The sequence below is a fragment of the Streptomyces pimonensis genome (assembly GCF_041380215.1).
Lineage (GTDB): Bacteria > Actinomycetota > Actinomycetes > Streptomycetales > Streptomycetaceae > Streptomyces > Streptomyces pimonensis.
In genome coordinates this window covers 26,522-41,269 of record NZ_JAHWZY010000051.1, presented here as the reverse complement: position 1 = coordinate 41,269, position 14,748 = coordinate 26,522, and the positions used below count along the sequence as shown (strand labels likewise).

Annotated in this window: 12 protein-coding genes and 1 pseudogene; 11 read left to right on the top strand and 2 right to left on the bottom strand. The window is 73.0% G+C overall.

The features are described 5' to 3' along the window. From KYY02_RS30865 to KYY02_RS30820, 11 genes and pseudogenes are all read left to right on the top strand, one after another. Positions 1-721, top strand: a pseudogene (locus tag KYY02_RS30865) (transposase family protein); the annotation flags it as partial. 36 nt (positions 722-757) lie between these two features. Continuing rightward, on the top strand, positions 758-1,222 hold the full coding sequence (locus tag KYY02_RS34085; RefSeq protein ID WP_503167880.1) for a hypothetical protein: 465 nt from the start codon (positions 758-760) through the stop codon (positions 1,220-1,222). A 269-nt stretch (positions 1,223-1,491) separates the two neighbouring features. Beyond that, complete coding sequence (locus KYY02_RS30860; RefSeq protein WP_371243788.1) at positions 1,492-2,136, top strand: dihydrofolate reductase family protein; 645 nt, start codon at positions 1,492-1,494, stop codon at positions 2,134-2,136. A 749-nt stretch (positions 2,137-2,885) separates the two neighbouring features. After that, entirely contained in the window at positions 2,886-3,635 is a 750-nt protein-coding gene (locus tag KYY02_RS30855) for a GntR family transcriptional regulator (protein WP_371243794.1), read from the top strand. Between the two features lie 171 nt (positions 3,636-3,806). Continuing rightward, positions 3,807-4,811: a sugar ABC transporter substrate-binding protein gene (locus KYY02_RS30850; protein WP_371243785.1), complete on the top strand. Its 1,005-nt coding sequence runs from the start codon at positions 3,807-3,809 to the stop codon at positions 4,809-4,811. Continuing rightward, positions 4,808-5,848 carry an ABC transporter permease gene (locus KYY02_RS30845; protein WP_371243781.1) on the top strand — a complete coding sequence of 347 codons (1,041 nt, stop codon included), beginning with the start codon at positions 4,808-4,810 and terminating at the stop codon, positions 5,846-5,848. The genes KYY02_RS30850 and KYY02_RS30845 overlap by 4 nt, the downstream gene beginning before the upstream one ends. After that, positions 5,845-6,654, top strand: coding sequence for an ATP-binding cassette domain-containing protein (locus KYY02_RS30840; RefSeq protein ID WP_371243776.1), 810 nt, complete (start codon positions 5,845-5,847; stop codon positions 6,652-6,654). Before KYY02_RS30845 ends, KYY02_RS30840 begins: the two co-directional genes overlap by 4 nt. 121 nt (positions 6,655-6,775) lie before the next feature. Further along, entirely contained in the window at positions 6,776-7,924 is a 1,149-nt protein-coding gene (locus KYY02_RS30835) for an ROK family glucokinase (protein ID WP_371243772.1), read from the top strand. A gap of 65 nt (positions 7,925-7,989) precedes the next feature. Then, on the top strand, positions 7,990-8,499 hold the full coding sequence (locus KYY02_RS30830) for a sugar kinase (protein WP_371243792.1): 510 nt from the start codon (positions 7,990-7,992) through the stop codon (positions 8,497-8,499). Between the two features lie 95 nt (positions 8,500-8,594). Continuing rightward, entirely contained in the window at positions 8,595-11,471 is a 2,877-nt protein-coding gene (locus KYY02_RS30825) for an SCO1167/SCO6262 family helicase (RefSeq protein WP_371243768.1), read from the top strand. Next, positions 11,468-13,549 carry an SWIM zinc finger family protein gene (locus tag KYY02_RS30820; RefSeq protein WP_371243764.1) on the top strand — a complete coding sequence of 694 codons (2,082 nt, stop codon included), beginning with the start codon at positions 11,468-11,470 and terminating at the stop codon, positions 13,547-13,549. Before KYY02_RS30825 ends, KYY02_RS30820 begins: the two co-directional genes overlap by 4 nt. Positions 13,550-13,564: 15 nt before the next feature. On the opposite strand, the gene KYY02_RS30815 is transcribed toward KYY02_RS30820, so the two are convergent. Continuing rightward, positions 13,565-13,930, bottom strand: coding sequence for an ArsR/SmtB family transcription factor (locus tag KYY02_RS30815; protein WP_371243759.1), 366 nt, complete (start codon positions 13,928-13,930; stop codon positions 13,565-13,567). Positions 13,931-14,147: 217 nt separating this feature from the next. Continuing rightward, positions 14,148-14,522 (bottom strand): roadblock/LC7 domain-containing protein, encoded by a 375-nt coding sequence (locus KYY02_RS30810; RefSeq protein ID WP_371243755.1) that lies wholly within the window; start codon positions 14,520-14,522, stop codon positions 14,148-14,150. Positions 14,523-14,748 lie beyond the last annotated feature (226 nt).

Sequence of the window (14,748 nt, the reverse complement as noted above, 5' to 3'; positions counted from 1 at the left end):
AGCTGAAACCCGCTTGCGCAGTCGCCCGGCGAGCCGATACCCAACGCTCGAATGAAGCCATCGCCGACAGCACATGCTCAGCGACTACGATCCGCAACCGCCGTGACGAGTGGATCCGGCTCGGCGTGTTCGCCAGGCTCAGACAGCTCGCGTTGGAGGCGTACGACCGGACCGTCGGCCTCGTGCTGGACCAGATCGCCATCGACGGCGCCATCACCGAGGCCCCCGGCGGCGGAGAAGCCGCCGGACGGCCCCCGGACGATCGCGGCAAGCAGGACCTGAAGCGCTCGGGTATGACGGATGGTTACGGCATCCCGCTCGGCCGCGTGTTCGCCGGGGCGAACCGCCACGACTCTCCGCTGCCGGCCCCGGCCCTGGACTGTCTGGAGGATCTCGGCCCGCTACCCGACGACATCACCGTGCGCCTGAACGCCGGCTGCGACTCGGCCGTTACCCGCACCACGCTCAGCGAACGCCAGCTGCACGGCCAGATCGCGCATAAAGGCGAGAAGGCACCGATCCAGGCCGGCAGACGCGGCACGTCGAACGCACCCACGCCTGGCGGAACGCCTTTCACCGCCTCGCCCGCTGCTACGAACGCCGAGCCACCGTGATCAACGTCTTCTTCGGCCTGGCGGACACGATCACCACCGTCCGCAGCCTCATCCGCCGTGCCCGGAGAACGCACCGATGGCATGCTCGGCCCTTGCAGTGTCCGTGACCGTCATGGCCGGAGCCAGAAGCGATACCAGCCACAATGGCGGACACCATGGACAACAGCACCCCACAGCCGACGTGGCGATTCGCCCTGCCCTGGGCCGAACTTGACGTGTTCACGCGTGGCCCCGTCCCTGAGGCGCTGCAACCCACTGCCGCAGTTCTCGCCCACCTCGAGGGCCGCTTCCGTCCGGCACTGCTCCGCCCTCGCCGAGGGCCAGAGGGCGCCTACGCAGCAGTCTGGCCTGCGAACCGGCCGTTCCTGGAGTTCCCCGGGAAGGCGGAGCCAGCCCCACAGGACCTGCGAGACGCTGTCCTCGCAGAGATCCACCGCCTGACCTGCCACGTCTGTACGGTACGTTTCCAGGGCCTCTACCCAGACGCTGGCATCCCATTTTTCGGCCGCCATCTCGCAGCACACCAACTGATCAACGGGTGCCCCGCGTGCGGCAGCGACTTCCCAGCCTCCCGGATCCAGGCACTCGCCCTGCTACCGCCTCCCTGACAAGCCGCCGTCACAATCCGTCACTATCTCGTACGGCACAACCGATGGCCCCGTCTCACCAATCTGCGCGAGCTCTTACCCGGTCAGCACCCATTCTTGAACCGCCGAGCCGTCCGCGTCCGTCACGGCCTCACGGTCGGCGGGGCTGCTTCCTGACGCGCCTCGGAAAAAAGTTGCGGGCCGCTGTCGATCCGGCCACGTCCCGTTCGACGTCATGATGTGCGGCGCCTCGCCACACGATGACGCGACAGGACCTGACGAGGAAACACGTGGATCAACTGCTGAGAGTCATGAACTTCAACGTCTCGAGTGACGGAATCGGTGCCGGTGAGCACCAGAGTCTCGAGCGGCCGTTCGGCCTCGACCGTCCCGAGAGGCTGTTCGCCTGGGCCGGAGCCACGGCGAGCCGGCCCATGCGCACGGATCCCGGCGGGAGCCGGGGCCTCGACGACTACTTCACGCGAGACTTCGCACGCAACATCGGTGCCGAGATCATGGGCCGCAACAAGTTCGGGCCCCAGCGCGGTCCCTGGCAGGGCCATGAGTGGCGCGGCTGGTGGGGGGAGGAGCCCCCGTTCCGCACGCCGGTGTTCGTCATGACCCACCACGAGCGCCCGTCGTTCACGCTCTCCGACACCACGTTCCATTTCGTCGACGGCGACCCCGCCACGGTCCTCGAACGGGCGCGGGAAGCGGCACAGGGCAAGGACGTCCGACTCGGTGGTGGGGTCACCACCATCCGGCAGTTCCTTGATGCCGGCCTCGTCGACACCATGCATGTGGCGGTCTCGCCGGTAAAGCTCGGGTCCGGACTACGGCTGTGGGAGTCCCCCGACGAGCTGCTCGACCGGTTCCACCTGGAGGTCGTGCCCAGCCCGAGCGGCGTGACGCATCACCTGTTCTGGCGCAGGTGACGCCAGGGCCCGCTCAGGGCGGCTGAAAAGGCCGGCCAGGCACTCCACGAGGACCAGCCGTTCAGCTGATTCGCCCTGATCAACTCGCCCAGCTCGTCACGGACCCGCATCGCCAACGGGTACGAGCCCGTGCCGCCATTGCCCGCGCCACCTGCGCGGTCAGCTCAGGCACCTTCGGCCACGGCCTCGGCCGCATCGACATCCCACACCCCACCCGCGACCGGGAACGCCAAGACGGCCGCTGCTGTCCCGACCAACGAGCCGCCCAGCCCCGCCGGACACGGAATGAGCCGGCAGGATCGTCACCAGCCGCAACGGCGGTGATCAGTCCTTGGATGGTGATCCTCCTGAGCGGGGCGGCTCGTGCACTGACGAAATGGAGGACCACACGGCCACAGATGCCGCAGTGGATGCCGGATCTACTGCGGCGCAGTCCCTGACGTGATCACCGCGACCTGCGGCGGGCCAGTCCGGCCGCCAGGGCGATGTGTACGCGTGTGCTGCGGTGGTGCCGGAAGGGCGGGGCGGGCATGAGGATCGAACCGGTGACCGGGCTCGGGAGCGGGGGTGCCTGCTGAGCGTGTGGGCGTGAGGGGTTCCGATGCGGCCCGCACCGGTGACCCCGACGCGTGTGGGAACGAAGCGGGGCCCGCGCCGCCCCCTGTCCATGGGCATGTCCGGACAACCGAACTACACGACTTCCCGTCAACAGCGCACGGGGCTACGCTCGGCCCGTGCCGAAACCAGAAGTGGACCCGACCGTACAGCTGGAGCTGAGCGTGGACCGCGGCTCCCCCGTGCCGTTGTACTTCCAGCTGTCCCAGCAGCTGGAGTCCGCCGTCGAGCACGGTGTGCTGACCCCCGGCACCCTGCTGGGCAACGAGATCGAGCTCGCCGCGCGGCTCGGTCTGTCCCGGCCGACCGTCCGCCAGGCCATCCAGTCCCTCGTCGACAAGGGGATGCTGGTGCGCCGCCGCGGGGTCGGCACCCAGGTGGTGCACAGCCGGGTCAAGCGCCCGCTGGAGCTCAGCAGTCTCTACGACGACCTGGAGGCGGCCGGTCAGCGCCCCGGGACGAAAGTGCTGGTCAACACCGTTGTGGCGGCGTCCGCCGAGGTCGCGGGCGCGCTCGGCGTGGCCGAGGGCGGCGAGGTGCACCGGATCGAACGGCTGCGGCTCACCCACGGGGAGCCGATGGCGTACCTGTGCAACTACCTGCCGCCCGGCCTGCTCGACCTGGACACCGGCCGGCTGGAGGCCACCGGTCTGTACCGGCTGATGCGGGCCGCCGGGATCACCCTGCACAGCGCCCGCCAGACCATCGGCGCCCGTGCCGCCACCGCCGGTGAGGCCGAGCGGCTGGACGAGGGGACCGGCGCCCCGCTGCTCACCATGGAGCGCGTGACCTTCGACGACACCGGTCGCGCGGTGGAGTTCGGCACCCATACCTACCGGCCCTCCCGCTACTCGTTCGAGTTCCAGCTGCTTGTACGGTCCTGACAATCCGACGCGGCGCACACCCCGTGCGGTCTTCATGTCCGGACAATGTGACCGGCTGCCGGTCCCCGCGCGGGGACGCCCGATGCCCGTGTTCGAGAATGGGGCGTTTGGGGCCGGTGCGGTCATCGGCCCCTTGCGTACGCAAGAGCACAGCAAGAAGGGCAAGTCCTCGTGTCACGGTTTTCGACCTGGGTGGGCATCGCGCTGGCGGGGGCGTTGGGTCTCTCGCTCGCCGGGTGCAGCAGTACCGGCGGCAAACGGGCGGAGGACGCCCGCGCGGCCGCGGCGGCCCGGGGCGGGGCGGCGGTGGACACCCCCCGCTGGACCTTCGCGATGATCACCCACGCGGGGGACGGCGACACCTTCTGGGACATCGTCCAGAGCGGCGCGGAGCAGGCCGCGCTGAAGGACAACGTCCGCTTCCTCTACTCGCACGACGACGAGGCCCAGCAGCAGGCGCAGCTCGTGGAGGCGGCCGTCGACAAGAAGGTGGACGGCATCATCGTCACCCTCGCCAAGCCGGACGCGATGAGGGCGTCCCTCGCGCGGGCCCGCAGAGCCGGCATCCCGGTCGTCACCGTGAACAGCGGCTCGGCCGAGTCCAAGGAGTTCGGCGCGCTCGCCCACATCGGCCAGGACGAGGCGATCGCCGGCGAGGCGGTCGGCGAGGAGCTGAACGAGCGGGGGCGCGAGAAGGTGCTCTGTGTCCTGCACGAGCAGGGCAACGTCGGTCACGAGCAGCGCTGCGACGGGGTGGAGGAGACCTTCGACGGCACGGTGGTCCGCCTCCACGTCAACGGCACGAGCATGCCCGACGTGCAGTCGGCGATCGAGGCCCGGCTGCAGTCCGACGCCGCCGTGGACGCCGTCGTCACCCTGGGCGCCCCCTACGCCGACACCGCCGTCAAGGCCCGCGAGGGGGCGGGCAGCGACGCCGAGATCGACACCTTCGACCTCAACGCCAAGGTCGCCGCCGGCCTGAAGGACGGCAGCCTCGGTTTCGCCGTCGACCAGCAGCCCTACCTCCAGGGCTACGAGGCGGTCGACCTGCTGTGGCTGTACCGGTACAACGCCGACGTCCTCGGCGGCGGCCGGCCCGTGCTCACCGGACCGCACGTCGTCACCGGGGACGACGCCGCCGCCCTCGAGGACTACACGCGGCGGGGTACCCGATGAGCGCGACTCCCGATGTATCTGACGAAAGGTTTCTGCGCAGCTCTTCGCCGCTCCAGCGGCTGCTGACCAGACCCGAGCTCGGTTCCCTCGTCGGCGCGGTCGCCGTCTTCTGCTGCTTCGCCCTGGCCGCCGACAGCTTCCTGCGCGCCTCCAGTCTCGGCACCGTCCTCTACGCCTCCTCCACCATCGGCATCATGGCCGTCCCGGTCGCCCTGCTGATGATCGGCGGCGAGTTCGACCTGTCGGCCGGGGTCCTGGTCACGTCGTCGGCACTGGTGTCGTCGATGTTCAGTTACCAGATGACCGCCAACGTCTGGGTAGGCGTCGGCGTGTCCCTGCTGGTCACGCTCGCCATCGGCGCCTTCAACGGGATCATGCTGGCCCGCACGAAGCTGCCCAGCTTCATCGTCACGCTCGGCACCTTCCTGATGCTGACCGGCATGAACCTCGGCTTCACCAAGCTGATCAGCGGCACCGTCTCCACCAGGACCATCGCCGACATGGAGGGCTTCACCACCGCGCGGGCGCTCTTCGCGTCGACGCTCACCGTCGGCGGCATGCACGTCAAGGTCACCGTGCTGTGGTGGCTCGCCCTGGTCGCCCTCGGCAGCTGGATCCTGCTGCGCACCCGCGCCGGCAACTGGATCTTCGCGGTCGGCGGCAACGAACAGGCCGCCCGCGCGGTGGGTGTCCCCGTGACCCGGACCAAGACCGCCCTCTACATGGGCGTCGCCCTCGGCGCCTGGATCTGCGGTCAGCACCTGCTCCTCAGTTACGACGTCGTCCAGTCCGGCGAAGGCGTCGGCAACGAGCTGATCTACATCATCGCGGCCGTCATCGGCGGCTGCCTGATCACCGGCGGCCACGGCAGCGCCGTCGGCTCGGCGGTCGGCGCGCTGCTCTTCGGCATGACCAGCAAGGGCATCGTCTTCGCCGAGTGGAACCCCGACTGGTTCAAGTTCTTCCTCGGAGCGATGCTGCTCCTCGCCACCCTGCTCAACACCTGGGTACGACGCCGCGCGGAGGCCTCGGCATGACCCGGACCGACTCCCGTACGGCCCTCGTGGAGCTGTCCGGCGTCAGCAAGCACTACGGCAACGTCCGTGCCCTCGAGGGCGTGTCGCTGGAGGTGCACGCGGGCGAGATCACCTGTGTGCTGGGCGACAACGGTGCCGGCAAGTCCACCCTGATCAAGATCATCTCGGGGCTGCACCGGCACGACGGCGGCACGCTCGCCCTCGACGGCCAGGAGACCCGCCTGGCCTCGCCGCGCGAGGCCCTGGACCGGGGCATCGCCACCGTCCACCAGGACCTGGCCGTCGTCCCGCTGATGCCGGTGTGGCGGAACTTCTTCCTCGGCTCCGAGCCCCGCAAGGGCGCCGGCCCCTTCAAGCGCATGGACGTCGGCCGCATGCGCCGCACCACCCGCGCGGAACTCCTGCGCATGGGCATCGACCTCCGCGACGTCGACCAGCCCATCGGCACCCTCTCCGGCGGCGAACGCCAGTGCGTGGCCATCGCCCGCGCGGTGTACTTCGGAGCGAAGGTCCTCGTCCTGGACGAGCCCACGGCGGCCCTGGGCGTGAAGCAGTCGGGTGTGGTCCTGAAGTACGTGACCGCGGCGCGCGACCAGGGCCTGGGCGTCGTCTTCATCACCCACAACCCGCACCACGCGTACCTGGTGGGGGACCGGTTCGTCCTGCTCAAGCGCGGCACGATGGCAGGCGACCACACCCGGGAGGAGATCACCCTGGACGAGCTGACGCGGCAAATGGCCGGCGGGAACGAGCTGGACGGCCTGCGCCATGAACTGCAGCGGGCTCAGGGGCGGGGGGCCGCGTAGATCCGCGGCTCCGCCGCGCGGGCGCGGGCGGCCACGGCGCACCCGCACCGGCCATGATCCGCACCGCCTCCCACCTGCCCCGCGCCACGATCAGCGCACCGGTGCGGCAGAATCGCACCCGATGAGCACCTACCGCGACTTCACCGCCCCCATCGGCTCCCGTCGTGCCCCGGTCCTGAGAACCGTCGGCACCCGGGAGCGCCGCTCCCACCTGACGGCGCCCCGCGTCCCGACGGTCGGCATCGACATCGGTGGCACCAAGGTCATGGCGGGCGTCGTCGACGCCGACGGCAACATCCTGGAGCGGCTGCGCACGGAGACGCCGGACAAGTCCAAGAGCCCCAAGGTCGTCGAGGACACCATCGTCGAACTGGTGCTGGACCTGTCCGACCGGCACGACGTGCACGCGGTCGGCATCGGCGCGGCCGGCTGGGTCGACGCCGACCGCAACCGCGTGCTGTTCGCCCCCCACCTGTCCTGGCGCAACGAGCCGCTGCGCGACCGCCTCGCCGACCGCCTCGCCGTCCCCGTCCTGGTGGACAACGACGCCAACTCCGCGGCCTGGGCCGAGTGGCGCTTCGGCGCCGGCCGCGGCGAGGACCACCTCGTCATGATCACGCTCGGCACCGGCATCGGCGGCGCGATCCTGGAGGGCGGGCAGGTCAAGCGGGGCAAGTACGGAGTCGCCGGCGAGTTCGGCCACATGCAGGTCGTCCCCGGCGGCCACCGCTGCCCCTGCGGAAACCGCGGCTGCTGGGAGCAGTACAGCTCCGGCAACGCGCTGGTCCGCGAGGCCCGCGAGCTGGCCGCCGCCGACTCTCCGGTCGCCTACGGGATCATCGAGCACGTCAAGGGCAACATCGGCGACATCAGCGGCCCGATGATCACCGAGCTGGCCCGCGAGGGCGACGCCATGTGCATCGAACTGCTCCAGGACATCGGACAGTGGCTCGGCGTCGGCATCGCCAACCTCGCCGCCGCCCTCGACCCCTCCTGCTTCGTCGTCGGCGGCGGCGTCTCCGCCGCCGACGACCTGCTGATCGGCCCCGCGCGGGACGCCTTCAAGCGGCACCTCACCGGTCGCGGCTACCGTCCCGAGGCCCGCATCGTCCGCGCCCAGCTCGGCCCCGAGGCCGGCATGGTCGGCGCCGCCGACCTGGCCCGGCTGGTCGCCCGCCGCTTCCGCCGCGCCAAGCGCCGCCGGGTCGAGCGCTACGAGCGCTACGAGCGCTACGCGGAGGCCCGCAGCACCACCCAGGAGTCGCTGTGAGCGACGAGTCCCCCCGGCGCACGGCCCCCCCGGGCGCACCCCGCCCGGCCGAGGGCCGGTGGCACATGATCCGCCGCAGGGCGCTCACCCTGCTGATCATCGTGCTGCTCATCGGCGTCCCGGCCGGGTACCTGGTGATCTCCGCGAACCAGAGCCGGGCCAGCGGCAAGGACAAGGAGGCGAAGTACTCCGCGACCGGTCTCACCGAGGGCTGGCCGTCGAAGGTGCAGCGCCGCCTCTACCAGGTGCCCGTACCGCACCCCGCCTGGTGGGTGGCCTCCTACGAGACCAACAACTGGAGGACCAGCCGCCTCTACGTCGAGTTCGAGACCACCGACGCGGGCCTGACCGCCTTCCTCACCAGCATGGGCGTGCGGGAGGACGAGCTGGAGCGGGGCGACATCACCATCGGCGAGCGCGACCGGGACGTCACCGGCTGGACGTTCGAGGGTCCGGGCACCTGGTCCGGCCTCGTCCACGAGCAGAAGGACCCGGCGCCCACGCACGACGTCGTCGTCAACCACCACAAGCCGGGCTACTCGAGGGTGTACGTCGTCTCCCGCACCGTGCCCTGACCCCGCGCGCGCCGGCCGCCGGGGCCGATTGTCGGACCCCGCCCGTAGAGTCGGAGACGGTTGATCCGACAGTCGGGCGGGAGGTGGCAGGACGTATGGCCGAGCGGAACGCGGCGGCCGGGCGGGACACCGCCGGACCCGGCGGTGCGGGCGGGACGGACGTCCCCGTCCGGCTCGCGGCCGTCTTCCTCCCGGCGTCCCTCCCGCGCGAGGGACGCGTCGCCTTCTACGCCCCCGAGGGCGGCCCCGACGGCGAAGGGCCGCCCGGCGCCCCCGCACCGCGCACCGACCTCACCGTCGTCCGCCCGCACGGCACGGGGGTGCGGCGGCGGACGACCCCGGCGCTCTGCCTCCCCGTCGACGAGGCCCTCCCGCTGCTGGCCCGCGCCCGGCACGACCCCGCGGCCCACCCCGCCACCGCCTGCTGGGGAGCCGCAGCCCTGCTCGCCCTGCGGCTCACCGCCCGCGGCCGGCTGCTGCCCGGCCTGACCGCCACCGGCCACGACGCCTGGCGCGCCGGCCCGCTCGACCCGGACGACGTGGCGCACCTGCGCGCGGTGGCCGCCGCCCTGCCGTACGAGGGCCACGCCGTCCCGCTGCCCGGCCCCGGCCCCCTCCGGCTGCCCCGGCCGGAGGCGCTGGTGCGCGCCTTCCTGGACGCGGTCGCCGACACCCTGCCCCGCACCCCGGCCGCGCCGTACGCCGCGGGGCTCCCGTTCGCCGCGCGCAAGGCGCAGCGGCTGCCCGGCGCCCGCGACTGGGCCGCCGAGGTCGCGGCCGGCATGGACGCCGGCGTACGGATCTCGCTCCGCCTGGACCTGTCCGCGTACGACCTCTTCGACACCGGCGGGGACGGGAGCGGTGCACGGAGCGCGGGAGCCGCGATCGTGCAGGTGCACAGCCTCGCCGACCCGACCCTGGTGGCCGACGCGGCGGCGTTGTGGGCGGGCGCGGCGGACGACGCCTTCGGCCCCCGCGCGCGGGTGGACGCCGCCCTCGCGGTGCGCCGTGCGGCCCGGGTCTGGCCGCCGCTGGACCGGCTCTTCGACCAGGACGTGCCGGACGTGCTGGCCCTGTCCGAGGAGGAGCTGAACGACCTGCTGGGCGTGGCGGCCACCCGGCTCGCCGCGGCCGGGGTCGCCGTGCACTGGCCCCGGGACCTCGCCCAGGACCTGACCGTCACGGCGGTGGTCCGTCCGGCCCCCGGCTCGGCGACCGACGGCACCGGTTTCTTCGAGAGCGGGGACCTGCTGCGGTTCGGCTGGCAGTTCGCCCTCGGCGGCGACCCGCTCACCGAGGCCGAGATGGACGCCCTGGCCGAGGCCCACCGCCCGGTCGTACGGCTGCGCGACCAGTGGGTGCTGGTCGACCCCGCCCTCGTCCGCAAGGCCCGCAAACGGGACCTGGGGCTGCTCGACCCGGTCGACGCGCTCTCCGTCGCCCTCACCGGCCACGCGGAGGTCGACGGGGAGACGGTCGAGGCGGCGCCGGCCGGCGCCCTCGCCACCCTCCGCGACCGCCTGACCGCCGGGGTGCGGCCCGCCGAGCCGCCGCCCGGCCTCGACGCCACCCTGCGCGACTACCAGCTGCGGGGCCTGGCCTGGCTGGACCTCATGACCTCCCTCGGCCTCGGCGGCTGCCTCGCCGACGACATGGGCCTGGGCAAGACCATCACCCTCATCGCGCTGCACCTGAAGCGGGCCCGCACCGAGCCGACCCTGGTGGTCTGCCCGGCCTCGCTGCTCGGCAACTGGCAGCGGGAGATCACCCGGTTCGCACCCGGCGTGCCCGTGCGCCGCTTCCACGGCCCCGACCGCGCCCTGGACGGCCTCGACGGCGGCTTCGTCCTCACCACCTACGGCACCATGCGCTCCGCCGCCCCGGACCTGGCCGGGCGGACGTGGGGCATGGTCGTCGCCGACGAGGCGCAGCACGTCAAGAACCCCCACTCCGCGACCGCGAAGGCGCTGCGCACGATCCCGGCCCCCGCGCGGGTGGCGCTCACCGGCACCCCCGTGGAGAACAACCTCTCCGAGCTGTGGGCCCTCCTCGACTGGACGACACCCGGGCTCCTCGGCCCGCTGCAGTCCTTCCGGGCCCGGCACGCGCGCGCCGTGGAGACCGGCGAGGACGAGGAGGCCGCCGAGCGCCTCGCCCGCCTGGTCCGCCCCTTCCTGCTGCGGCGCAAGAAGTCCGACCCCGGCATCGTCCCCGAGCTGCCGCCCAAGACCGAGACGGACCACCCCGTACCGCTCACCCGCGAGCAGGCCGCGCTGTACGAGGCCGTGGTGCGCGAGTCGATGCACGCCATCGAGAGCGCGCAGGGCATGGGCCGACGCGGACTGGTGCTGAAACTGCTGACCTCGCTCAAGCAGATCTGCGACCACCCGGCGCTCTACCTGAAGGAGGAGCACGCGCCCGCCGGAGGCGACCGGCTCGCGGCCCGTTCCGGGAAACTCGCCCTGCTGGACGAGCTGTTGGACACCCTGCTCGCCGAGGACGGCTCCGCCCTGGTCTTCACGCAGTACGTCGGGATGGCCCGCCTGATCACCGCGCACCTCACCGGGCGCGCGGTCCCCGTCGACCTCCTCCACGGCGGTACGCCGGTGGCGGAGCGGGAGCGCATGGTGGACCGCTTCCAGAGCGGCGCGACCCCGGTCCTGGTGCTCTCCCTCAAGGCCGCCGGCACCGGCCTGAACCTCACCCGCGCGGGTCATGTCGTCCACGTCGACCGCTGGTGGAACCCCGCGGTGGAGGAGCAGGCCACCGACCGCGCCTACCGCATCGGCCAGACCCGGCCCGTCCAGGTCCACCGCCTCGTCACCGAGGGCACGGTCGAGGACCGCATCGCCGAGATGCTGGAGTCCAAGCGCGCCCTCGCCGACGCCGTCCTCGGCTCCGGCGAGTCGGCCCTCACGGAGCTGTCCGACCGTGACCTGTCCGACCTGGTGTCCCTGCGGAGGCCGGCATGACCCCCCACCCCTCCGACGAGGCCCGCGAGGCCCTGCGCGCGGCCCGCGTACGGGCGACCCACGGACCGACGGCCCCGGACACACCGGAGCGCCGGCCCGCTCCGGACGGGCCGGCCGTCCCCGCCCCCGGAGGGTCCGGCGGCCGTGGGCCCCGCCCGGGCGACGCGGCCCGCGACGCGCTGCGGCAGGCGGTGCGGGCCCGGTGCGGTGCGGAAGGACCCGCCGATGCGGCGGAACCGGACCGCGAGGACCCCGGCGCACCGGAGGCGGAGGGCGGGGCGCCCCCCGGAGAGGCGCCCCCCGGCGACGCTCCGCCCCCTGCCGACCCGTCGTCCGGCGACTGCGGGGACTTCGGGGACACCGGAGACACAAAGGCCGTCGGCGGTGCCGTCGGACGGCACGCGCCCCCGCGCCCCGGGGACATCGCGCGGGAGGCGCTGCGCTCCGCGCGTGAGGAGGCGCTGCGGGGGCGTCCGGCACCCGGCGGCCGTGCGACGGACGCCGGGTCCCGTGAACGGCGTGCCCCCTCGCCCCGGGTGCCGCGCACGACCCGCGGCGACCGGGCCGCCGACACCCGGGCCCGTGAGGTGCGGGAGTCGCTCACGGACGCCTTCCGCATGCCCGGACCGGACCCGGAGACCGGCGGCGCCCCCGGCCCGGGCGGCGTCCCCGCGACGCCCGACGACGTCCGCCCGCCCGGCGGCACTCCGGCCCCGCGCGCCGGGGACGGGGCCGCGGAGGGCGCCGGCACACGCCCGTCCCGCACCCCGCGGGACACCGCACCGCCCGCACCCGCCACCCCCCGCTCCATGGCCGCCCCCGCCCGCGACGGCGACCTGCGCCGCACCTTCCCGGCGTTCCCGCCCCGCGCCTCGGACAGCGGGGGCTTCGCCGAGACCTGGTGGGGCGACGCATGGGTCACGGCGCTGGAGGAGGGGGCGCTGGACGCCGCCCGGCTCGCCCGCGCCCGCGGGTACGCCGGGCAGGGGCACGTCGACGCCATCACCGTCACGCCGGGGCTCGTGCTCGCGTACGTGCGGGGCAGCCGCCCGCGGCCGTACCGCGTGCAGGTGCGGCTGCGGACGTTCACGGACGCCGACTGGGAGAGGTTCCTGGACACCGCCGCCGACCGCCCCGGCCACATCGCGGCGCTGCTGGACAAGGAGATGCCCCGGTCCCTCGCCGACTGCGGGGTTCCGCTGCTGCCCGGCCCCGGCGACCTCGCCCCGCAGTGCAGCTGCCCCGATGCCGGCCACCCCTGCAAGCACGCAGCCGCCCTCTGCTACCAGACGGCCCGGCTGCTCGACGCCGACCCGTTCGTGCTGCTCCTGCTGCGCGGACGCGGTGAACGCGAGGTGATCGACGCGCTGTCCCGGCTCAGCGTCACCCGCGCGGCCCGCGCCGCCCAGGACAAGGAACCGGAACCCCTGGCCGGCATCCGGGCGGCCGAGGTCCTCGCCCGACGGGACCGCGTCCTCCCGCCGCTCCCGGCCCCGCTGCCCCCGCCGCCCCACCCCGAGCAGCCGCCCGCGTACCCCGCGTCCCCGGGCGGACCGGACCCGTTCGCGCTGGACCAGCTGGCCACCGACGCCGCCGCCCGCGCGCACGCCCTGCTCACCACCGGCCGCGACCCGGTCGGCCGGCTCACCCTCTGGCAGGACGCGGTGCGGCTCGCCGCCGCCCGCCCCGGTTCCGGTCTGACCGGGGCGACGCGCGCGCTGTACTCCTCCCTCGCGAGAGCCGTCGGCCGCACCCCCGCCGAACTGGCGCGCGCGGTCGCCGCCTGGCGCCAGGGCGGTCCGACGGGCCTCGCCGTCCTCGAGGAGCCCTGGGACCCGCCGGCCGGCCGCTTCGACCGCGCCCGCCCGCTCCTCCTCGCCGCGGACCTCCCCGCCTTCCGCCCCTGGCGCAACCACCTCACCCACCCCCGGGGCCACGTCCAGCTCCGTCTCGGCCGCGACCACCTCTGGTACGCCTACGAGTCCGAGCCGGGCCACGACGACTGGTGGCCCCGCGGCACCCCCGACCCGGACCCCGTGGGCGCCCTGACCGGTCTGGACGCACCGGGCGACCTGTGACGGTCCCGGGAAGACTCAGCCCCGCCCGTTCCGGGGCGCCGACGACAAGGGCGCGTCGGTCTGCCGGAGTTCGGCCAGGAGCTCGCTCTGCCCGGCCAGCAGTTCGGTGAGGATCCGGCGGGCCGCGCGGAGCAGTTCGGCGACGTCGCCACCGGCGAGGGCGTACCGGACGGTGGAGCCCTCCCGGACCGAGACGACGATGCCGGACCTCCTGAGCACGGCCAGTTGCTGCGAGAGGCTGGACGGCTCGATGTCGATGTCGGCGAGCAGGTCCCGCACCGGCACGGGCCCGTGTTGCAGCAGCTCCAGGACCCTGATGCGCACAGGGTGTCCCAGCATGCGGAAGAACTCCGCCTTGGCCTGGTAGAGGGGGACTTGCATGGGTGCGCACTCCCTGACGCGTCGGGGATGTTCTCCGGCGTGCGGCGACGCCCCGCGGACGCGCCGCCGCACGATGTGCCGTCCTTCCGAACCGGCCCTTGCGAGCCGATCCTCCTCGCTCGGCGCGACACGTATCCACGGGTTGCGATCATGTCGATGTGGTGACTTGAAGAAGTCTTCACATCACGGGCACGCGTCGGCGGGGACCTGGGGCCGTTCAGACTTCCAGCTGCTGCTCGGTCCGTTTGAGCTGGTGACGGGCCATCGCCAGGTTCGACCGGGACTTGTCGAGCACGAGGTACAGGAACAGACCGTTGCCGCTGCGGCCGGTGACCGGCCGGATGAGGTGGTACTGGCTGTCGAGGGTGATGAGGATGTCCTCGATCCGACTGGTCAGCCCCAGCAGTTCCATGGTGCGCACCTTGGCCCGGATGACGTCCGTGTTGCCGGCGGCCGCGACGGTCAGGTCCAGGTCCTTGCCCCCGCCCAGCGTCCCCAGGGCCATGCCGCTGGAGTAGTCGACGAGGGCCGCTCCGAGGGCCCCTTCGACGACGGTCATGATCTCCTTCAACGACACTTCCACAGTCGTCATGGACGTCTCCCTCTTCGGTCTTCTCTTCGGTCGTGCCGGCCTGCGCGGGGCGGCGCTTCCCGCCCTGACCGGTGGTGGCACCGTAGGCAGGCGGCATCGGTCCGAGGGGACGTGTTTTCCGGTATGACCATCAGATGATCGAATATGTGCGTCGCGTACGGTCATATGACCGAAATCGGTTCACAGAGCTTCGCTCTCATGGCATCGCGATCTTTGCCCCGGAGGG